Origin of the sequence: Paenibacillus rhizovicinus (genome assembly GCF_010365285.1) — a bacterium.
Classification (GTDB): domain Bacteria; phylum Bacillota; class Bacilli; order Paenibacillales; family Paenibacillaceae; genus Paenibacillus_Z; species Paenibacillus_Z rhizovicinus.
On record NZ_CP048286.1, the window covers coordinates 2,030,090 to 2,051,496 of the forward strand.

16 protein-coding genes are annotated in these 21,407 nt (G+C 51.7%); 1 reads left to right on the forward strand and 15 read right to left on the reverse strand.

Translation table 11 applies throughout. From position 1 onward, the window contains the following. Positions 1-56 precede the first annotated feature (56 nt). From GZH47_RS09330 to GZH47_RS09365, 8 genes are all read right to left on the reverse strand, one after another. The gene (locus tag GZH47_RS09330) at positions 57-242 is read right to left on the reverse strand and encodes a hypothetical protein (protein WP_162639846.1); all 186 of its coding nucleotides are present in this window, start codon (positions 240-242) and stop codon (positions 57-59) included. A 362-nt stretch (positions 243-604) separates the two neighbouring features. Continuing rightward, positions 605-1,009: a hypothetical protein gene (locus tag GZH47_RS09335; RefSeq protein ID WP_162639847.1), complete on the reverse strand. Its 405-nt coding sequence runs from the start codon at positions 1,007-1,009 to the stop codon at positions 605-607. Beyond that, the gene (locus GZH47_RS09340; RefSeq protein WP_162639848.1) at positions 1,010-2,860 is read right to left on the reverse strand and encodes a DUF2357 domain-containing protein; all 1,851 of its coding nucleotides are present in this window, start codon (positions 2,858-2,860) and stop codon (positions 1,010-1,012) included. It abuts the gene before it with no gap. Beyond that, positions 2,844-4,910 carry an McrB family protein gene (locus GZH47_RS09345; protein ID WP_162639849.1) on the reverse strand — a complete coding sequence of 689 codons (2,067 nt, stop codon included), beginning with the start codon at positions 4,908-4,910 and terminating at the stop codon, positions 2,844-2,846. Before GZH47_RS09345 ends, GZH47_RS09340 begins: the two co-directional genes overlap by 17 nt. 5 nt (positions 4,911-4,915) lie before the next feature. Continuing rightward, positions 4,916-6,277 carry a hypothetical protein gene (locus tag GZH47_RS09350; RefSeq protein WP_162639850.1) on the reverse strand — a complete coding sequence of 454 codons (1,362 nt, stop codon included), beginning with the start codon at positions 6,275-6,277 and terminating at the stop codon, positions 4,916-4,918. A gap of 431 nt (positions 6,278-6,708) precedes the next feature. Then, positions 6,709-8,196 (reverse strand): effector binding domain-containing protein, encoded by a 1,488-nt coding sequence (locus GZH47_RS09355; protein WP_162639851.1) that lies wholly within the window; start codon positions 8,194-8,196, stop codon positions 6,709-6,711. Between the two features lie 20 nt (positions 8,197-8,216). Further along, positions 8,217-8,996, reverse strand: coding sequence for a VOC family protein (locus GZH47_RS09360; RefSeq protein ID WP_162639852.1), 780 nt, complete (start codon positions 8,994-8,996; stop codon positions 8,217-8,219). 240 nt (positions 8,997-9,236) lie between these two features. Further along, entirely contained in the window at positions 9,237-10,481 is a 1,245-nt protein-coding gene (locus GZH47_RS09365; protein ID WP_162639853.1) for an MFS transporter, read from the reverse strand. A gap of 163 nt (positions 10,482-10,644) precedes the next feature. On the opposite strand from GZH47_RS09365, the gene GZH47_RS09370 reads away from it, so the two are divergent. Next, positions 10,645-11,688: an efflux RND transporter periplasmic adaptor subunit gene (locus GZH47_RS09370; RefSeq protein ID WP_162639854.1), complete on the forward strand. Its 1,044-nt coding sequence runs from the start codon at positions 10,645-10,647 to the stop codon at positions 11,686-11,688. A 147-nt stretch (positions 11,689-11,835) separates the two neighbouring features. Here the strand turns inward: GZH47_RS09370 and GZH47_RS09375 are convergent, their stop codons facing one another. The 7 genes from GZH47_RS09375 to GZH47_RS09405 form a co-directional block, all read right to left on the reverse strand. Beyond that, a complete protein-coding gene (locus GZH47_RS09375) occupies positions 11,836-14,964 on the reverse strand; it encodes a beta-galactosidase, LacZ type (protein ID WP_192043599.1) in 3,129 nt (1,042 codons plus the stop codon). A 191-nt stretch (positions 14,965-15,155) separates the two neighbouring features. Beyond that, positions 15,156-16,328, reverse strand: a complete 1,173-nt coding sequence (locus GZH47_RS09380) for an ABC transporter permease (RefSeq protein ID WP_162639855.1) — start codon at positions 16,326-16,328, stop codon at positions 15,156-15,158. Next, positions 16,294-17,025, reverse strand: a complete 732-nt coding sequence (locus GZH47_RS09385; protein WP_162639856.1) for an ABC transporter ATP-binding protein — start codon at positions 17,023-17,025, stop codon at positions 16,294-16,296. The genes GZH47_RS09380 and GZH47_RS09385 overlap by 35 nt, the downstream gene beginning before the upstream one ends. After that, a complete protein-coding gene (locus tag GZH47_RS09390) occupies positions 17,025-18,566 on the reverse strand; it encodes an efflux RND transporter periplasmic adaptor subunit (protein WP_162639857.1) in 1,542 nt (513 codons plus the stop codon). Before GZH47_RS09390 ends, GZH47_RS09385 begins: the two co-directional genes overlap by 1 nt. Next, positions 18,563-19,315, reverse strand: a complete 753-nt coding sequence (locus GZH47_RS09395) for a hypothetical protein (protein WP_162639858.1) — start codon at positions 19,313-19,315, stop codon at positions 18,563-18,565. Before GZH47_RS09395 ends, GZH47_RS09390 begins: the two co-directional genes overlap by 4 nt. 372 nt (positions 19,316-19,687) lie before the next feature. Beyond that, positions 19,688-20,824: a DUF4179 domain-containing protein gene (locus tag GZH47_RS09400; RefSeq protein WP_162639859.1), complete on the reverse strand. Its 1,137-nt coding sequence runs from the start codon at positions 20,822-20,824 to the stop codon at positions 19,688-19,690. After that, positions 20,821-21,348: a sigma-70 family RNA polymerase sigma factor gene (locus GZH47_RS09405; protein ID WP_162639860.1), complete on the reverse strand. Its 528-nt coding sequence runs from the start codon at positions 21,346-21,348 to the stop codon at positions 20,821-20,823. Before GZH47_RS09405 ends, GZH47_RS09400 begins: the two co-directional genes overlap by 4 nt. Positions 21,349-21,407: the final 59 nt, after the last annotated feature.

A 21,407-nucleotide genomic window follows, 5' to 3' on the forward strand; every position in this document is an offset into this window, starting at 1 on the left:
CTGCCGCAGCCCGGCCAGTCCATCCCTTAACGAAAAGAATGACGATGATCCAACCTTTAAACCGCAATAGCCGGCTTAAAGCCTCGATCATCGTCATTCTTGGGATACGCGTATTTCCGTTTATCCGGTTTGATTCTCGTCACCGGCTTCACGCCGTTCCAATTTCCCCGCTGCTGCCTCGGATCCAAACTACCCTGCCGCATTCGTTTCTCCATGCGCTTGCGCGCCAAACTCTTCGCCATGCTTATGCACGCTCCTTCGGTGATCGCCGCTGCGATGCGGCTACTCTACCAGTGTACGCGATAGAGCCCGATGTGTTCAAGTCGTGTGAGTCGAAACGATTAATTAAAGCATATTAGACATTATTGTGCTAGAAGGTCATGTTAGGTTGACAGTGTAATCTATTGATTTGGAATATTCCCCATTGGAATTTGATGTATTATTGAGTATTCACCTGGAATTTTAAATAATTGTACTTGGAGGGCAAAATTTAACCCTCCAATGATGTTTGAAAAACAAATGATTATTAAAGCTCTGTAGAATCAATTCTTTTGGGTTGAAGATCGACTTCACCGTGAATGGACATACCTTGATTTACTTGACTTCACCTGATATTGTCTGTAGGCAACTGCGCATAGTGATCCTTAACAAATAAAGACCATAAATCCTCTAGCTCTTTTAAGCTTTTCTCATTAAGATTGTGCAACACACTTGTTAATTGTTCCAACATGTTTTCTTGCAAAGAAACAAATCCACCAATTAGTTGGTCATCCTCAACGATTAATAGAAAGATAAGATGGTTTTTTCCTACAAATTTGGAGGCAAATAAATTAGACGATGGCCTAAGTATAAGCAGTCTAAAAATTTCTTTTTCCCCCCATAACTCGTAGAAAGCGGAGCTTTTGGTTCCTGAATAGTAGTTTATTCCAACTTGATTGACCATCATGACTTCCGGACCTAAAAGGTATTCTTTCTTTAGTAGTCTTTGAAAGTCCTCTTGATTATTCAATCACGTCACCCCCATATGAAGTTCCTCAGTTTCTAGTGATGACTCTAAAAATTCGCAAATTAATTCATTAAGCTTATCAAAACCATAGGATCTCTTCCCCGAAACAGGGTCTGTCGGCTCCACTTGCACAAATGCGAGTGTCTTATCGTTTTTCTCAAAGAATGGATTAAATCCTTGTTGCTTTGGATAAACTGCGACCACTTTACTCACTGCCGAGCGATTCAACCGGTATCTGACAGGCTTATTCACATCATAATGCCAAATTCGGAGATAGTCTGATAACTGCTTCATCACATCATTGTCTTCGTGTTCATCCCAAAGATAAGAGTAATGACGGTACTTGGCATCCACAATAAGTGTATTCAAAAACTCTCCATCATTTTTATAAAGCGATATTCGAAAATCAGGAGCTCTATTGATATTGGCCTTGAAATGACTTATGGTTTCATCAATAGGATCCAAAATTTGAGTATCATAGGCGAGTTCTATATAAAATTCACCATTATTTCTTTCAAAGCGAAGTACAGTTTCAGAGGTAAGTCCTCCTATCATTGTGGCAGGGTCGCTCTCATCGGCAAGCCACCCCCCAGACCAGCTGAATCTATTTTCTTCAAGGCTTTCGATAATCAGACACAGTACAAAGTATTCAAATAATAATGAGGTTTTTTTATACGGAAACACCACCTGTTTTACCGAAATGTCTTTCTTTTGTAGCGTATTCAAGCTCTGATAAAAACGATAAATACCCGCATATCTCGAATCCTTTAGCAGCCTTAAAGTCGGTTTTTTGTGAATAAGGCGATCACTCACTTTAGATAGACATTCATCTTGCTCATATCGGGAAAAGTGAGTAACCATTTTGTTTAGTTCAAACAAATTGTTATCTATTTTTTCAAGTCCTTTTTCCAGATGTAAGATATCCTTCTCACCTTGAGAGATTAATTTGTTTAACTCCCATTTCCTGGAATCATAACCAAACGCACTGCCAATTCGGGCTCTTCTTCCTTGATAACTAACAACTTCTGATCTCTTCTTATTTATTTTTGATTTCTGATCAGAACGACTCCGTTCAAACATTACTTGTAATTGCTTTAATGCTAACTTCGTCTTCTTAAGTACGTACTTGACCCACTGGTTTTCCAAAATATCTTCAGTTAGGTGAGTGTGTTTCTCGTAGAAGTAAGTTGGCATCAAAAAATTTGTATTTTTTGCAGAACCACGCTTCGACAGCCATCTTTGACTTTTAGCATCTGGTTTGCGAGAAAAATTTCGAGGTCCATATACCTGGAGTACATCCCGAATTGGATTAGCTACAATTCCATTAAGGTTGTGACGAAGCTTGTTAAAACTTTTCTGAATATGCTGGTATATCTTTAATGCATGAGGTATTTGATCATTCTCATCTACAAATGTTCCACTGCGCCTCTTTAGAAGGTCAAATGATAATCCTGTAAGTTTCATTTCCAAATAACTACGTAAATTCAATAATTGGTTCCAATTCATATTTTTCGGTTCTATTCGGTAAAGCGATTCAAATCCACCAGATGCTGTTTCAACCAGTACAGGGTAGTCACCCGGAACAAGCATCTCATCCGAGTCACCTTGCTTTGTAATGAGGATACTCCCCCCGGGCTTTATCTCTTCAAGCGATTCTGTATCAAACTTTTCTACAAGCATCCTATCATTTGGGTCGAAAGATTCAAAGCGAAACTGGATTCCCTCGAATTCGTTTACCGACAAAGGTTCGCCCCTAAACTGACCCTTCGGATGCAGTAAAAGTTCTTTGTCTTGGGACCACTCCGCCTGCTTATGCTTCCTTATCGAGAGAAATACTCTAGGAGGCATAGTCATTGATATGCAACTCCCTCGCCTTACGCTTGATTTCATCTATCGACAAGGTAAAGTGGCTAATTGTTGCAGCCAAGTCCGAGGTGAAATGCTCATATAACTCGCTTCCTTGAGGCAATCCGTCACGTGTTGTAAGAGAACCGATTAAATCACCGAAGTGCTCTGCTGAGCCTCTAATTTTAGTTAGAATTCTTTGTTTGACCTGTAAATCCATCGCATCTTCCCGTTTAATAGAGGGCTCACCACTTTCGTCCACTGGAATGTTATTTAAAAATAAGCCTATCCGTTCCAATGCACGAAAAGACACTCCTTTTTGTTTATCAAAACTTTGAACAGTGTCATGTAACCGATCAAAGAATTCTAGCTCAGAGTCGTTAAATGCAGACCAAGCATTACGATTAAAATTCCAAGAACGGTACGTATTCCGATTGCGATATAGCTCCATAAAATTATCATTCGTGAACTCTTGCTCAAAACTTTCTGCTATTGATTTTTTGTGAGAAGTAAACTTCATTTTTCTCGGTGTTACAATATTGGCTCTGTCCAATAAACGATCTGAAAAGTCCTTAGTTGTTTCATCCATATTTGCTGTACCAATGAAAATTACATTATCTCCAATCTCAATCGATGCAGGGTATTTAGCTGAATTATGACAAACGGCATCCTGGCTCCAAAGTTTAAGTTGTCTGTAACTGTCGTCTTCATCTAGTTCAAGCAGAGATATAAAGGGAGCAAACCAATATTCAACTTGTGATAAATTCATTTCATCAAAGATGACCATATGCATTTGCGTTTTATTGTTCTTGGCATGAATCAGAAAATCCACCAACCCTGTTTCCGACGGTACATATAACCCGGTACCCGAATTATGAAAACCTATTAGGTCTTCTGGTTCAGTAAAGGATGGACTAATTGGTAAAACAAGTAAAGTGCCAGCCTGTTTGGACAACCCCAACGTTTTGGCATATTGTAACGCAAGCTGGCTCTTCCCTGTACCGCTCATTCCAGAAAGTATAGTTATTGGATTTGTCTTAATACTGATATGGAAGTTTATCAGATCTTCTCGCTCATAACATAGTTTTTTTGTTAATGCATTGTTCTGGAGATCCAAAAGAAACAGCTGTTCTAGCCTTTGTGCATCAGTAGGAATCTGCGGTAATATCGATTTAACTGCTTGTTCACCAAATTCATGATTTTGATCAGCCAATACTACAATCGGTATTGCGACTTCTTCAAGTGGTTCTTCGGAAACTGAATAGATGCCTTGTCCTTCACTTGAAAATCTCTCATGAAGCTCTATTAAATATCCTTCATCAATAAACACTAAATTATCTGGGCTGGCAATAACTTGCCGTTGTCTAAGTTTCGAAGCATCCACTTTTATTTTGAGAACTTCTCTTGGTGAGGATTGTAACCATCCGTTCTTTTTTCCCGGGTCTTTCTTCCAACCTTCTTTAAATGCATAAATATAATCATCACAGATCACGTAATCTGGCTGAAACATACTGTGATGGAAATCCTTGAACAGTATAAGCCTTGATTCCTTTAGTGATTCTTCGAATTTCCGCATATCAGAAGTAACTGGAACCGGTACGTATTCAGTATTGAGATCAACTTCCACATCTTCAAGAGAAATAATCTCTAGATTCTTAAAAATCTTTCCCTCATTTGTAATCGATATTTTCGGGCGAAAGACAATAATTTTATTTTCAAGGCGTTCTCTTACCTTCTTTAATTTGTTTTCCACATCTGTTGTATATGTAACATTACCCGGCATAAGATTACGCGGGAATGATTCCTCGAAACCTATATAATGAGTGGAGAATCCCGTGTCACGGGTATAATGATCCAATTCAATAATAGGTTCGGGTTGGGAACTGATGGGTCTAACAAAGAAACATATTTTATATCCATTCTTAGTAATCGTTACCGCTTCATTGGGATCTTCACCCAAGTTTGGGAAGTCTATAGGATCTGAGGCCAATACTCCCAACAAGTAGTTCGAGCTGCATTCCTGAAGTTGTAATTTCAAGTTCCTATCAATATCAATCATTTCCCTTAAACCTCCAGTAATTGAAACTTTTCATGAGATATACGTTCAAACAACTCTTTCATGTTTCTTGCGATAAAGTATTTTGGTTCAATCTTATTCTTCGCACAATATTCTTGAATATTGTAAATCATAGAAGAATTTAAACCGTCTCGCTGGAAAAACACCTTAGTGAACTTTGTCAGTATGTTCTTCTTTTGATTCCAATCTTTGAGCGGAAAAGAGACGATCTCCGGAAAGAATTGTCTAAAGAGCTCATTCTCACCTGTGTAAACAACAGCAAACTCCTGAAATGGACTTTCACCACTAAATTCAAAATTTATGTTTTCAACCTTTTGTTTACTAATATTTAGCTGGTTTTGTAATTCTTGAAATTCTAACTTCAATTCCTTTATGACCCGTTCATTTTCTTGTTTCTGTGTGTCCATTTTCATAACATATTCGTTGCTAAGGCTTGTCATTTCATTATTCAAGTTTTGAATTAATACGCTTGATTCCTTTTTCTCTTTTTCAAATAGCCTTTTATCCCTATCATACTCCTTAGCTTTCTCCTTAATCATTTCGTAATCTGCTAAATTCTGTGTTAGTAGCTTGATATCGAGTTCCAACTGTTCAAATCGTGACTGAACCAAGTCATCTTTCAATCGGTATTCCTTTGCAAAGGTATACGCAACATGCAAAATCATACCTAAGCGGATATCCGTAGTTAACTCGGGATGTGTGGCAAGAAAAGCATAGTATAATAGATATTCAGGCTCATCATAAAATTCATATTTCTTGTTTTCAAATTCAAGAAGAGTCAACTCAGAAATTATTTTTTCTAAATTTACTAAACACTCCAACTCATCTTTTGCAAAATGCTTTTTTAAGTCAATGAGAAAAAGATTAAGGCCCTCCTCTCCGATAAACCTTGAGTTTTCACGCAAATAACGTTCTGCTTCTTCTTGGGTTTCAAAACCCGTTTCAAAAGCAAATAATGGTTTATTCTCTTCTAGATTCTGAACCATCAACGGAAGCTTCTCTTTAAGAGCCTCTAACTGATAAAGTTGCGCTAATGCAAATTTGATATAATCAGGAATCATTTTATTGCTATATAGAACACGAAACATTGTTTTCGCATCCATTTTCCCAAACAGTTCATCATTCTCTTGACTCTTGTAATTAGATAAATGACTGTATAGTGGGTTTCCCTTGACGCCTCGTTTCTTACGTATATTTGTGGTCTGTCCCTTAAAAATATTCCGAATATGCGCCTTCTTTTGCTGCAAATTGGGACTTTTAAAGCCTGGTACGGTTTCCGAAAACTCTTTTAGTATCCTTGATGCAGTTTTGTCATCAATTAGCTCCACGTAAAGATCTACCTCGTTCACTTACATCCCCCCTAATTCTTTCGATATATATTAATAAGCACTCCTGTAGACCTAGATATTTTACCATATATATATTTATTTGTTGTAAATTCCCGATATAAAAAGTTGTTTATAGAACCAAAACCAACATCGCAGGTAGCTTCTTATGCTGTACGTAGATAACGCATTACTATTTCCATCAAACGTTTTTAAAAGCAGATAAGGATTTTCTGAAAACTTTGCTTTAATATTACTTTAAATTCAGATTACAATATGAGGCGCAAACACATAGTCGTGTTTGCGCCCCTATTGTTGCCTATAGGTTATTTTGAATTAACTTGAACTCTACTAAGAATGGTATGTCTACCGGAATCATCCCAATGCAACTAAGCAGTTGCGTCATACAACGGCATCGTCCCTTCGCCTACCGCTGTCTCCATCCTAACTTTTCCTCAGCTTTCGGACTTCTTCGCTGCCCTGTAACCGGCCAACAGCTCGGTCACCGGAATGCCGTCGATCGTCATGCCTTCCAGCCGGCAGCCGCGGATGTCGACGCCGTTCAGTTCGCAGTTGTCGAAGACGGCCCGGCTTAAGTCGCTGTCGCGGAAGACGACCGGCTCCACGTTGACCCAGCCGTCCGTCCCCGCTTCCTCTTCGAAACGACTCACATCCGCCTGCGGGCGCGCGATGTGTTCGAACACCGTTCCGCCAAGCTGCGTATGACGGATATGCACATTCGAGAAGTAGATATGCTCCCACGCCGAGTTGACGAAATTCACGTGAACGAGCGACGCATCCCGCATGTCGACGCCATGGAACTCGGCACCTTTGAAGCAGGCCATATGGACTTTCGCGTTCCGCAGATCCTGCAGTTCGAAGCCGCCTTTCTCATCGAAAACACGCTTGTCGGTCAGCGGCGCCGCCCGTTCGGCACGAACGACCGGAAAATGCAGCTCGATGACGGATTCCTCGCTGTCCGGACCTATAAATCTCGCGTCATAACGCTCATACTCGAATGCATCGACCACCTCGAACTCGCTCTGCTGCGAACGCCAGCTGCCGTGAAAGAAGCCCCATGCCTCATGAATGCAAGACAACGGCCCTCGATAAGCAACGACAGCGAATTCGTTCGCGGGTATAAAACGCTCCGTCATCCCTTCCGGAACAGGCGCATGATCATCCTCCGCCGCTTCAACGCAGGCCAAATACAAGAAATTCTGGCCGGCACCGAAAGGCGGCTCGTACGTGAAGAGCCCGTAGGATTCGCCGCAGGCGCGAATGTCCTTCCAACCGTTGCTAAGACGGTGGAACTCCTCCCATATGGCCGGTATGACGGTTTGCGGATTTTCTCCCTCCTGCTGCCGAACGAACCGCTCGATGCCGACGACGCGCCTTGCCGGGAGTGCTTTCATTTCGAAGCTTTCAATACGCGGGAAACGATCCGCCTCAACTGCTTGTCCGCTCTTGATGGGCGCGTAGATATCATAGTCGACGAATTTGATCTCCGAACGGGGAATGTCGAACGGATTGACCGGCTTCAGCCGATTCGCTTCGAAGCCGAACGAGCCTTCGGATACATCTCTCTCGATGCCTTCCCGTTCAAACCATTGCGACAGGAAACCGTAGGCTTCATCCAGCCCGCCGATGTCTCCGCGGACGGTCAACTTCGCATACGTGCGCGCCGGAATCGTGATCGTCTCCAAGTCTGCGGGCAGTCCCTCGAATCCGCTCACTTCGACGCCGGTCCACAGTTCGCGCACGCCGGTCGCCCATTGCCACTCCGGGATAAACACCAAGCCGTAATCCTTGTTTTTCACAGCCGAATGGCCCTCGAGCAGTTCGCGATTGCGATGCCAGGCGTCGCGCGTGGACTTCCCGTTCATCTCCGAGCGAATGACCGCCGCTTTCATTTCCGGCATGTCTACAATTCGTACTCGCATGGATTCTCAGCCTCCAAAGGTCAGAATGAAACGAGATCTTGCGTAATCATCAAGACATTGCCGTCTTCGTCGCGAATGTTGAAATAACTGACCGTCGGCAGCCGCTGAATGTCGTAGACGACTTCGAATCCATGCTGAAGCGCTTCGCTCTTCGCGCGCTCAATATCATAGGCGCTGAGCTTAAGCAGCGGCGCGCCCCGTTCCGTTACCGGCGCTTCCTCCATGCCATGCGAATCCAGCATCAGATGCGTGCCGTTGTCGATGTGGAACAGATGGAGTTTGCCGTACCGATCTTCTTCCCGCACCTGCAGGCCCATTAATTTGCCGTAACGTTCCACGGCAAGGTCCAAGTCGCGGACCCATAGGATGCCGGCATTGATTTGCGGCTGGATACTGTTGTGCGCCCGGCCTCCGTCAATCCCGCCGAAAGCCAGATGGTACCCGTCCGGATCCTCGACGACGAACTCTTTCCACGGACCGAGGTCTTCGTAAACGACAGGCTCTCGGGCGAACTTGGCTCCTTTGCTCTTGAACTCTTCGTACAGGCTGTCGAGTCCTGCCCATGTTTCCGTATAGCCTTGCACGTCGATTCCCGTATCCGCGCCTGTCTCCGCCGGGTTCGGCACCGGCTTGAATCCTTCGGGCGCCTGATGCAGCTTCAGCGCCATGCCGTTCAAACCGTCCCGCTCCGCCCACCAGTCCGTAACGTCGAAGCCCAGCACTTCCCTGTAATACCGCCGCGACCGCGCGATATCCGACACGACCAGCACGCTGAGCGAACTGCCGATCTGTTTCCCCATCTGTAATCGCCTCCCGCAAGAATGAGATGAATATGCGAATATATATTCGCCTTTTTAATGGGAATTCCTTCTAGTTCTCCTAAAAATATTGCAATGGGGCTTATAAAATACCGGCCGGCCATCCCAGCATCGTTGGACGCCTAACAAAAAAACCTCCAATTCCACGTTACGAGTGGAATTGAAGGTTCTTTACGTTGCATATGCGCCCGCTTATCCGGACAGTCCGCTCGCGTCACGCAGCTACGACGCCGCGCGCCGGTCAGGCGGAAGCAAGACGGCCAGCAGTCCGAGCAGCGGCAGGATGCTGGTGTAGTTCATCACCTTGTCCAGCCCCCATGCCTCGGCCGCATGGCCAAGCACGATCGCGCCAAGCGCCCCCATGCCGAAGGCGAAACCCGTGATCAAGCCGGACGCCATGCCCACGTTGTTCGGAATAAGCTCCTGCGCGTAGACGACGCTGACCGAGAAGCCCGACATCAGAATAAACCCGAGCACGAAACTGACGGGATATACCCAGCCGAGCGCCAAATGCGGCAGCAGCAGCGCGAACGGCGCAGCGCCGCCGATCGAGGATACGATCATCCGCTTCCGTCCGATCCTGTCCGCCAGCACGCCGCCGAAGAATGTACCGAGCACCCCGGCCGCCATGAACAGGAAGATCGGCACCTGCGCCGCTTTGACCGACAACCCGTACTTCTCTTCCGCGAAGAAATTGTAGAAGTTGGAGATGCCGCTCATATACCACGATCTCGCGAACACCATGATCACCAGCACCGACATCGCGAACAGGATAACGGACCGCGTCGCAGGCGCGGCACTCGGAGCTGCGGCTGCGGCTCTTCCCTTCTTGGCCGGCTTGCCGTGTTCGTTCAGCTGCGTCTTGTACCAAGGCACGACGCGGAGGAGCACCGCGATCGCCGCTGCGGCCAGCAACGTTCCCCAGATCGCGCCGGGCTGGCCGAGCGGGAGGAAAATGAAAATCGTCATGAGCGGCGCCAACGAGCTGCCCGTATTCCCGCCGACTTGATAGATGGACTGCGCAAGCCCCCGGCGGCCGCCCGAAGCGAAATAGACGACCCGCGAGCCTTCCGGATGAAACACCGCGGAACCGAGGCCGACGAATACGACCGATAACAATACATAGATGAAGCCCGGCGCATAAGCCAGTCCGGCCATGCCGAGCAGGCTCATCCCCATCCCGGCCGGCAGCATCCACGGCATGGGACGCTTGTCCGAGAAGTAGCCGACGATCGGCTGCATGACGGATGACGTCATATTGAGCGTGAAGGCGATCCAGCCCATCTGTCCATAGGTGAGATGAAGCGAATCTTTGAAGACCGGAAACAAGGCACTTACGACCGCCTGCATCGTATCGTTCAATAGATGAACGGAGCTGATCGCGAACAGAATCGCGTACACTGTACCGGTCCGCAGTACAGCCGTGCGCGCAGCAGCTGTTGTCAACGTGCTAACCACCTTTCGCATACTCGTATCTAGTTTGACATTCTCTCATTTTACCATTTTTGGCAGGATGAACGTCTATGAAAACGTTGACATGACTATTCGCCGCAGTTATGCTTTGTATATAATGACATATTTGGTACAAGCCGTACTCCATCACAAATATGAAGGGAGAATCTCTCCTGCTATGATTCATGCAAAGTCGTCCTTTCGCCGTTTCCTGCCTCGCCGCGCAGCCGCCTTGTGCGTCGCGGTGACGCTGCTGACCGGCTGCTCCGTCCTGCCGAACGAAGAAGAACCGCTCGACCCGCCGAAGCTGACCTCGAAAACCGAGGAGCACGAGGTCGCTCCCGTCACTCGCGGCAACATGGAGCTGTATCTGACTTCCTCTGCCACCGCCGTTTCCGACGTAAATGAAAGCGTATCCTTTCCGGAATCCGGCGGCATTCTGAAGAAGTTTTACGTTGCCGAAGGCGATCACGTCAAAACCGGCGCGCCGATCGCGGAGCTGGATACCGGCGACTTGCCGATCAGGCTCAAGCTGCAGAAACTAACGGTCGAGCAGCGGGAGCTCTCGTATCAAGACGCCGTCATGCAGGGCGCGGACTCGGATGACGTGCGCAATGCCAAGATCAGCGTGGAAGCCGAGAAGCTGCAGCTGGACGCGCTTCAGAAGGAGTATAACAAGGCTTTGCTGTTCTCTCCGGCCGACGGCATGATTACGTACTTGAACGATTTGAAGCCCGGCGAAGCCGTAACGGCCAACGACACAATGGCCGTCATCGCGAATCCGAACAAAGTGAATTTCGTCTATGAGGCCACCGACGTCTCCAAGATCAAAGCCGTGAAAGACGGCACCGAGGTTGCGCTGAACCTGGACGATAAGTCATACAACGGCAAAGTTATTCAAACGCCGTCAACCGCACCGAAGAGCACCGACGACGCGCTCAACCGCCGCAACGCCAAGTCGCTCGTCATTGCCTTGGACGCGCCGCAGCCGGCTTTGAAGATCGGTTCTTACGCGGACATCAAGCTGTTCCTGGATAAGCGCGACAACGTGCTGATGATTCCTCGCCCGGCGCTGAAATCGATGTTCGGCAGAAATTTCGTCGAAACGATCGAGAATGACCGCGTCAAGGAAGTGGATGTCGAGATCGGCCTCCGTACGAGCGACAGCATTGAAATCGTCAAAGGCCTTGAAGAAGGGCAAAGCGTCGTCGTCGACAATTAACTGATCGTACCATTCGAACTTATCGATTTATTAATATGAACGCAATACTAAACCTACCGAATCACGATAGGCTCGAAATAGAAAAGCGCCCCGGAGGGCCGGCATACACGCGCGTGTATGCCGGCTTCGCCGGGGCGCTTCTTGTTGTTAACGGGATGTTATGCCAGTCAACGTGAAGCGGAATGAATACGTCCGGTTCGCATGCAGCACATACTGCGGATGTGCCTGCGCGCCCCAGCTGTTGTCTCCGCCGACGCCCATTTGCTTATGATTGATGCGCACGACCGTTTTGTCGCTTGCCGGCAGCTTATAGACATGATCATGAGCTTCCAGCTCGAACGGCGCGTAAGGCAGTGCGTTCAGCTCGATCAGCGGTTCGCCTGCGATCCGCAGCGATGCGCCTTCTGCATTGCTGACCGCAGCATCGCGGACGGCCACTTTGTTGCCGCATTCCTGCGGACGGAGATACGGCACGAACTGCTCCGCGACCGTGCTGCTGTAGCGGCCGATCTTCGCGCCGTGCTGGCGGTCCCAATACGACTCGTGCGGTCCTTTGCCGTACCATTCCAGCCGGTCGAACGAGCCGTCCATGGACAGCATCATGCCGATTTCCGGAATTTCGGGCAGATCATCGCCTGGCGTCAGCTGCAAACCGACCTCGACAGCGCCGCTGCCCAGGATGCTGTACGTGACGGAGCATTGCGATTCCGTTGTCGTCGGCAGCGTAAATTCCGCATGGACGATGACGCGATCCGGTTGCTGCTCCCAGACCAAGGAGCGGAGCGAACGTTCCTCGCCCGCGGAACGCCAGGTCGCGCAGCGCGCGAGATGACTGTTGCCGCGGTCGTTGTCCGTGTACGCACGCCAGAAATTCGGCGCCATCGCACCCTTCAGCAGCTCGGTGCCGCCAACGTTATAGGAGACGAGGCTGCCGTCTCCTTGATCCACCGCGACGGAGAACGCTTCGCCGCGAACGATCAGCTTGCCGCCATCTTCCGCCACCTCGATGGAGCCAGGCGCGCGCTCTGCACGACCGATCGAACCTGCCGCCTGCGGCGCGTCCGGAAGCACGAACTGCTGGAACGCGACTTCATGGCCGGCTTCCGCCCACTGGGAAGCTTCTTTCGTATGAAGGCTTATCGTCAATACGGCTTCGCCTTCCCCTTGCTGCCGTTCCGGAAGCGGGATCGCGACGTCGGCCTTCTCGCCGGGCGCCGCCGATACGTTCAAGCTGCCGGAAGCGGCTTCGTTCCCATTCAACGCAACGGACCATTGCAGCGTGAAAGCTTCCAAATCGGTAAAGAGATATTTGTTCAGCACGCTTACGCTGCCTTGACGCAAATCAACGGCCGTGATCGATGCGTTCTGGTAGCACTGTTTCACTTCCAGCAGCTTCGGCGAAACGGTTCGGTCGGCGAAAATCAGCCCGTTGCCGCAGAAATTGCCGTCATGCGGCTGCTCGCCGAAATCGCCGCCGTACGCCATATACGGCACGCCGTCCGCGTTCGTCGTCCAGATCGCCTGGTCGACCCAATCCCAGATAAACCCGCCCTGCGCAAGCGGGAACTTGTCGAACAGCTCGGTGTAGAGGTGCAGGCCGCCGCTTGAATTCCCCATGGCATGGCTGTACTCGCATAGAATGAACGGCTTCCGCGAGCGCGGGTCCGCCGCATATTCCGCTACTTTCGCAGGCGGCGTGTACATTTGGCTTTCCACGTCCGATGCGGCTTCCGATTCCCGCCAGAGCGAGACGCCTTCGTAGTGCACGATCCGCGATGGATCCGCCTCTTGAAGAAAATCATGCATTCGGATGAAGTTGTCGCCGCCGAACGATTCGTTGCCGAGCGACCACATCAGAATGGAAGGGTGATTCTTGTCGCGCTGCAGCATGGAATTGGCACGGTCGAGCACATTGGCCGTCCATGTCGGATGGCTCGCGGGCACGTTGCGATGCAGCAGCTCCGTCTGCCCGTAATCCCAGCTTCCGTGCGTTTCCAGATTCGTTTCATCGATGACGTACAAGCCGTATTCATCGCATAGTTCGTACCAGCGCGGATGATTCGGATAATGCGAGGTCCGTACGGCATTGATGTTGTAGTTCTTCATCAGCTTCACGTCCATCAGCATATCCTCATACCCGAGCGCCCGGCCGGTATGGCAGGAAAACTCGTGACGGTTGACGCCTTTGAAGACGATGCGTTTGCCGTTGATCAGCATCAGCTTATCCTTGATTTCGAATTTGCGGAAGCCGATCCGGGTGCTGACGGCCTCCAGCAGACGGCCTTCCTCATCCTTTAAGGAAATGACGAGGGTGTAAAGATTCGGCTGCTCGGCGCTCCATTTCAACGGATCGGCAACGCTCGCGACCGCGTCGATCTCCAGCTCGCTGCTGCCGCTGCCGAACGCGGCATGCACGGTGATCGGCTGCGGAAGCACCGCTTGGCCGTCCGAGCCGTACAACTGAGCCTCGACCGTCACCGTACCGAGGTGCTCCTCGAAATAATTCATCACCGTCGCGCTCAGCTTCAACTCGGCATCTTGATACGCCGCATCGAGCTCCGTCGTCGCGAAGAAATCGTACACATGCGCTTTCGGCGCCGCGTACAGGTACACATCGCGGAAGATGCCGCTCATCCGCCAGAAATCCTGATCCTCCAGCCAGCTTGCGTCGCACCAGCGGTACACTTCAACGGCTAGCTTGTTCTCCCCCGCCCGCAGGTACGGCGTCAGGTCAAACTCCGCCGGCGTGAACGTATCCTCGCTGTAGCCGACAAGCTCTCCGTTTACCCAGACGTAGAATGCGGATTCAACGCCCTGGAAGCTGATGAATACCGGCTGTCCCGCCCAGCTGTCCGGTACCGTGAAGCTGCGGACGTAGGAGCCGACGGGATTGTATTTCGTTGGCGCGAATGGCTGCACGAGATTCTCCGACGCTTCCCACGGATAACGGATATTCGTATATTGCGGATAATCGTAGCCTTGCAGCTGCCAATGCGCGGGAACTTTGATTTCCGCCCACTCCGCGTGGTCGTAGCCGTCTTCGTAGAAATTCACGATCCGCTTCGACGGATTCTCGGCGAATGCGAATTTCCACATGCCGTTCAGCGACATATAACTGCGCGATGCGGCGCGGTCGCCGCGAATCGCTTCTTCCACGGAATCGAATGGCATCAGCGTCGCGTGCGCCTTCATTCGGTTAAGCTCGAATATTTCCGGGTTGTTGTTCCATTCCGGATAGCCGTTAGCCGGCGGCGAATAAATGAATTTCGATTTCAAAGCAAGCACCTCTTCATCTCGGTATAAGGGTTCATCTCATTAGCGTATACGAGCCCCGGTAAGGCGTAAATATAAAAAAAAGGCGATCAGGTAGCTAAAAATAGCCCCTCCCGTCAAAACGCAGACAGCCGGACGAGAGAACGAGTCTCTGTCCGGCTGCTTTAGAAAAGTCATCGTGCCGCTTCTTGTTCTTACTCGAAACGCAGTGCTTCGATCGGCCGCAGGCTCGAAGCCTTGTTCGCCGGGAAGAGGCCGAACACGACGCCGATGAAGACGGAGAAGCCGAACGCAAGACCCATGATCGGGAAGGAAACGACGACGGTCATGTCCGCGAACTTCTGGAGCAGCTGCGCGGTCCCGAGTCCGATGCCGACGCCGAGCACGCCTCCTAATCCGCTGAGCGCGATCGCTTCGATGAGGAATTGGGTCAGAATATCCTTCTTCTTCGCGCCGATCGCCTTGCGGATGCCGATCTCACGCGTCCGCTCCGTGACGGACACGAGCATGATGTTCATGATCCCGATGCCGCCGACGAGCAGGGAAATCGCCGCCACGCCGCCGAGCGCGAGCGACAGCGTATCCGAGATGCTGCTGAACGAATCCAGCAGGTCCTGTTGGTTGAACACGCGGTAGCTGTTCGTGTCGCCGCGGAATTTCTTGCTGAGCGCGGTTTCGAGCTCCGTCATGACCGCGTTCATTTTATCGGATTCCGCGACTTGCACGTTGATCGACTTGACCCCTTTGGACTTGAACAGCCGTTCGGAGGTCGTAATCGGAATGATGACGATTTCGTCGTTGGAGCCCGTCAGTGAGCTGCCCTTCGACGCCAGCACGCCGACGACTTTGTAGCGGACGCCGTTGATCAGGAACGTATTGCCGACGGCGTTCGTCGTCCCGAACAAGTCCGTCGCCGTCGTGGAGCCGAGCACCGCGATCTTCTGGTAATAGTCCAGATCGATCTGCGCCACGAACCGGCCAGCGGCGATGCTGTAGTCTTTGACATCGAGGTAATCGGCCGTCGTGCCGACAACGCTCACGCTCGTGCTCTCGCTGCCGTTCTTCACCGTCGCGTTCGACTGGTTGTACGGCGCGGCGAATTCGATGTCCGACGTATTCGTAATGTCTTCCGCTTCTTTATAATCAAGCGTCGTCTTGGAGCCGCGCCCCGTGATGCTGACGGTCAGCAGGTTGGTGCCAAGGCTCTCGACCTGGTCGGTGACCTGCTTGGTCGTGCCTTGGCCGACGCCGACGAGCGCGATGACCGCAGCTACGCCGATAATGATGCCCAGCATCGTGAGCAAAGAGCGCATTTTGTTCGCGAGTATGCTCTTAGCCGCCATTTTGAAGGCTTGACTGACGTTCACGTCTCTCACCGCCTTCTTCGCTGATTTGGCCGTCCTGAATGCGGATGACCCTTCTGGCTTGTTGGGAGATGGCGATGTCATGCGTGATCAGCACGATCGTATGTCCCTGTCCGTTCAATTCCTTCATGAGCTGCATAACCTCGGCGCCCGTACGCGTATCCAGCGCTCCGGTCGGTTCATCGGCAAGCAGGATCGGCGGATTGCCCGCCAGCGCCCGCGCGATGGCCACCCGCTGCTGCTGTCCCCCGGACAGCTCGCTCGGCTTGTGGCGCACCCGTTCTTCGAGGCCGACCTTCGTCAGCGCCTCGATCGCCTGCTCTTTGCGCTGCTTCGCCGGAACGCCGCGATAGATAAGCGGCAGTTCCACGTTCTCGAGCGCCGACAGCTTGTTGAGCAGGTTGAAGCCCTGGAAAATAAACCCGATCTTGCGATTCCGTATTTCCGCCAGCCGGCTCTCGCGGAGCCGGCTCACTTCCTCGCCGTCCAGCCAATACTTGCCCGAACTCGGGCCGTCGAGACAGCCGATGACGTTCATGAGCGTCGATTTGCCGGAGCCCGACGGTCCGATGATGGCCAAGAAATCGCCGTGATCGACGCGGAGCGAAATTTCGTTCAGCGCATGAACGGTTTCGCCGCCCATTTTGTACAGCTTCGACAGCGTTTCGATGCGAATCAGCGGTTCACGATTGGCTTCCATTATCTCGTACCTCCGCCGCCAGCACCGCCGCCTCCGCCGGATGCACGCGTTGTTGCGCCTGCACGTTGGGCACCTCCACCGAAGCCGCCTCCGCCGCCAAATCCGCCTCCGCCGCCAAAGGCAGCGCCTCCGCCAAGACCGCCGAAGCCGCCTGCCGCGAAGCCTTGCTTCTGTTGATTCGTAGAAGAAGCCGCAATAACCGTTGGAACAATTACGCGCTCGCCTTCGGACAGTCCCGAAAGCACCTCGATATAGTCTTCATTGTGAATGCCGACCGTAATCACTGTCGGCGTTCCGTTTCCGAAACGGCTGTTAGCGCTGGTGCCGCTCCGTGCGTTCGTACGGCCCGCGTATCCGCCTTGACCGCCGCCGAAGCCGCCGCCGTAACCGCCTTGCCCGCGTCCGCCGTATCCGCCTGCTGCTCCTTGGCCTTGGCCCCGTCCGCCATAGCCGCCTGCCGCTCCTTGGCCTTGGCCTTGGCCGCGTCCGCCGCCATAGCCGCCTGCTGCCCCTTGACCTTGGCCGCCTGCCGTTCCTTGGCCTTTGGCGCCTTCTGTTCCTTGGCCTTGAGCGCCTGTTGCTCCTTGGCCTTGGGCGCCTGCTGCGCCAGCGCCGCCCGCCGTACCCGTGCCGCCTGCTGCAGCCGGAACGAATACCATGTAACGGTTGCCCAGCGACTGTACCGCATCGATTGGCAGCATCAGCGTATTTTCTTTCTTCTCGACTTCAATGCTGGCCTCTGCCGACATGCCGCTCTTCAGGCCATCCACTTTATCCAGCGCTACCGTGACGTCGAACGATGCGACGCCGTTGCTCGCCGTTCCTTCGTCCGCGATTTTGACGACCTTGCCGGTATACGATTTGTCGGACAGTGCCTCGACGGAAATCGTTGCCGCTTGCCCTTTTTTCACTTTGGAGATGTCCAGCTCGTCGATGCCGACGACCATTTGGAGCTTCGCATAGTTAGAAATTGCCATCAGCTCGGTGGACGGATTAAGCGAGTCGCCTTCGGCGACGCTCAATGTCGTAATCGTCCCGTCAATCGGCGCCGTGATCGTATCGCCGGCTTCCGCATCCTGCAGATCGGCGATGTCTCCCCGGGTCTGATCGATTTGCAGCTGCGCCTTTTTCAAACTCAGCTTGATGCTGTCTACGCTGCTCTCGTCCGCTGCAGATTTCAGCTTGTTTTGCGTATCTTGCAAATCCAGCAGCTGGCTTTCCAAATTCAGCTGTTCGGATTTGATTTTATCGCTGTTGTCTTCGCCTTCGATTGTCAGAAGCACGTCGCCTTTCTTCACGACGGAACCTTCGGCCACGTTCACTTTCTCGACCGTGCCCTGCGCCGTCGCTTTGACCGTCGCCGTATCGATCGGCGCCAAGCTTCCCGTACCGCTGACGCTGACTTCGATCGTGCCCCTCGTTACCTGTGTCGTCTGAACGATCGGAGCCGCGGCCGTTTCCTTCGAATCCCGCTTCAAATAATAAACGACTCCCGCCGCAACGATGAGCACGCCGAGTCCAAGCAGCCACCATTTTCTCATTGTCCGTTACCCGCCTTTCCCCCATTGCTCATATCTGCAGGATTAAATTGCAGTCTAATGTACTTCGCCGTCGTATTGTCCGAACCAAGCCATACCATGAGAACGTCGCCTTCTTTCAGGTCGGTCGCCTTCAAGGTGTCGGTCGTCATGCCGTTCTGCCCGCGGCCCATCTTGACGATTTCGGTATCCGCGTTGACGGGAACGGTTACTTGCTCGTCGGCAAACTTCATCTGATTCATGAAGCCGCCTCCGCCTCCGAAACGTCCGCCCTGGCGATTACCGCCTTGACCGCCAGCCTGGCCGTTCGCGCCTTGGCCGCCTTGGGCTTGGCCCTGAACCGGGGCTTGAGCGCCGGCCCCGCCGTTCGCTGCGGTGCCGTTCGTTGCAGCGCCGCCATTCGCTCCTTCGCCCTGCTGGCCATTGCCTGCGCCTTGGCCTTGGCCGCCTTGCGGACGCCGGCCGCCCTGCCTGCCGCCGCCGAAGGACGGCATGTCGGCCGGCGACATTGTCGATTTCTGCACGATGATGGAATCGCCGGACACCTTTACCACTTTGGCAAAATAGTCGGCCGTCCGATCCGGCTGCTGCGTGCCGTTGCCGCTGCCCGCATCCTGCGCCGTAGGCTGCCCGTTCACGCTCGCAGCTTGTCCGCTATTGGCGGATTGCGCGTCATTCTTATCGCCGCAACCGGCAAGCAAGACCGAAATCAGCATCGCAGCCGCCATCATTTTTATACTTGAGCGTTCCATAAGGTCTGAGTCCACCTCTCTGTATCGTCTTATCCGCTTCCCACAATAGCAAACATAAATGAACTCTATATGAAGATGGCCGTTCGCAAAGCCGATCAAGTCGCAAAACGGGCGGCGGGCAACGAAGAAGCGGCGCCTATAATGAAGAAGAGTTCATTAATAGGGAGAACTCGCGACACGGTGGACGGTAGTTCAACAAACGGGAGCTCACCAAACAGAAGCCCGCCAAACCGGGAAAACACAATAAATAAGCCGCCCTGCCCGGGCGGCCTGCGTGTCGAGAAGGTCCACCGGACCTCTCGACCTTTTAGTATGCTTTTCATTATCCACGTATGCGTGCCGGTCGGTTTTCCTCCAATGTACTGTCCATGGTTACTCCACCGGCACCCTGACGACAAATGCTTTCAACGGCGTCTCCTTATAGCCGGACGACCCGTTCGCGTTCCATGTTCGCAAGATCGGCGTGATCGTCACTTCCGTCGCATCTTCGGGCAGCTGCTCGGTTACGAGCGTATCGTCCTCGTAGCTCATGCCGTTCACGACCTGCCCGTCTTTCTTCAGCCTTCCTCCGGATTTGTAATCGAGCGCTGCCGTCATCTCTTTGCCCGCCGCGGTGATCTGGTAACGCACATCATATTTCGGCGTCCCTTTTCCCGGCACATTCGGCTGCAGGCTGCTTGGGTATGTCCAATAAAATCGCCATAGCGTCGAACGCGAAGCGGTGCGGACTTGCTTCACCGCGAAATGCACGTCCTCGTCGATAACCGCCGGAAGTTTCGCTGCAGCTACATTCCGGACCGGTTCGCCCTTCTTCTCCACCGGCAGCTGAAAACTCCAATCCCCGGAGAGCAGTCGCTGCTTGGCCGGATCCTCGAAGATGGCAATTCCCTTCACATCGATGTTCAACTTCAGCTTATCCGGAGCCTGGGTTGAGCCGAGGAAATAATAATTGACGACGCCGATTTTCGAATCGCCCTGAATCCCTCCGCCATCCGTGCCAACGATGCCCGGAAACATCTGTTTCATCGCGGCATCCAATTGGAAAGCCGGTCTCACCCATAGCGATTTCGGTATCCCGCCCGGATGCGAGAGGGAATAACTGAGCGACAGACGCTGCCCGTCAAACATCGCTTCATGAACGCGAATCGTATAATCATGGTCCGTTTTCTCGAACAAAATACCAAGCTCGTCTTTCGACCCTTCCACCATTAGCGCCGGGTCCCCGCTGTCGACGAAGATCGAGTGCAGCTTCTCCTTCAAAGTTGCGGCGAATGAACTCGTCCCGTTGAAGAGGAGCATCGCACCAGCCAACAGCATAATTCCCGTTGCGGCCGCAACCCAAGTGCGCATGATACGACGCTTCGGCTCGCCTCTTCGCTTCGGCATTCCGTTTCGTTCCGGAAGCGAGGCCAGCCGCCGCTCGATTCCTTCATGCACCTGTGCCGGAACAGCCGGCCGATTGTTTCGCAGCATGTCCGCCAATCGCTCGTCCCCGTCCATTCTGTTCATCGCAGCTCCTCCTTCCACGCCGGTTCCGTCATTAATGAAGCCAGCTTTTGCCGCGCCCGGTGCAGCCTGGACTTCACGCCGTTCTCGCTTAATTCCACGATGCCCGCGATCTCTTTAATCGATAAGTCCTCCACATAGAACAGTACGACGATCTCCTTATGCTCCATATCCAGCCCATTCAGCAAATCCATCAATTCCAAATCCGACTCCAACGTCTGCGAGCCTTCCTGCTTGCCGCGAAATTGCTCCACAGGAATGACTTTCCGATGATGCCGGTTCACCCGTCTGCATTCATTAATCAGAATCCGAACGAGCCATGTGCGGAAATACGCCGGTTCCCTCAGATTAACGATTTCTTTGTACGCGAGGAGAATCGTTTCCTGAATCGCGTCGAGCGAATCCGACTGGGAGGTCAGCATCCGGTGCGCGATGGAATACAGCAGCGATTCATTCCGGCGAATAAGCGCAATAAACGCTTCGCGCGATCCTTCCTTTGCAAGTTCGGTCCATCCGATATCGTCCACTTTCGCTTACAGCTCCCCTCATGCTTCTACTCATTAGAGCCGTCAGACGCGCGCAAGGT

Bases quoted from the DNA above. Each gene is read 5' to 3' on its own strand.
- GZH47_RS09355 (WP_162639851.1), bottom strand. From the start codon at position 8,196: ATGCGAGTACGAATTGTAGACATGCCGGAAATGAAAGCGGCGGTCATT.
- GZH47_RS09370 (WP_162639854.1), top strand. From the start codon at position 10,645: ATGATTCATGCAAAGTCGTCCTTTCGCCGTTTCCTGCCTCGCCGCGCA.
- GZH47_RS09385 (WP_162639856.1), bottom strand. From the start codon at position 17,025: ATGGAAGCCAATCGTGAACCGCTGATTCGCATCGAAACGCTGTCGAAG.
- GZH47_RS09400 (WP_162639859.1), bottom strand. From the start codon at position 20,824: ATGAACAGAATGGACGGGGACGAGCGATTGGCGGACATGCTGCGAAAC.
- GZH47_RS09395 (WP_162639858.1), bottom strand. From the start codon at position 19,315: ATGGAACGCTCAAGTATAAAAATGATGGCGGCTGCGATGCTGATTTCG.
- GZH47_RS09340 (WP_162639848.1), bottom strand. From the start codon at position 2,860: ATGACTATGCCTCCTAGAGTATTTCTCTCGATAAGGAAGCATAAGCAG.
- GZH47_RS09345 (WP_162639849.1), bottom strand. From the start codon at position 4,910: ATGATTGATATTGATAGGAACTTGAAATTACAACTTCAGGAATGCAGC.
- GZH47_RS09330 (WP_162639846.1), bottom strand. From the start codon at position 242: ATGGCGAAGAGTTTGGCGCGCAAGCGCATGGAGAAACGAATGCGGCAG.
- GZH47_RS09360 (WP_162639852.1), bottom strand. From the start codon at position 8,996: ATGGGGAAACAGATCGGCAGTTCGCTCAGCGTGCTGGTCGTGTCGGAT.
- GZH47_RS09390 (WP_162639857.1), bottom strand. From the start codon at position 18,566: ATGAGAAAATGGTGGCTGCTTGGACTCGGCGTGCTCATCGTTGCGGCG.
- GZH47_RS09365 (WP_162639853.1), bottom strand. From the start codon at position 10,481: ATGCGAAAGGTGGTTAGCACGTTGACAACAGCTGCTGCGCGCACGGCT.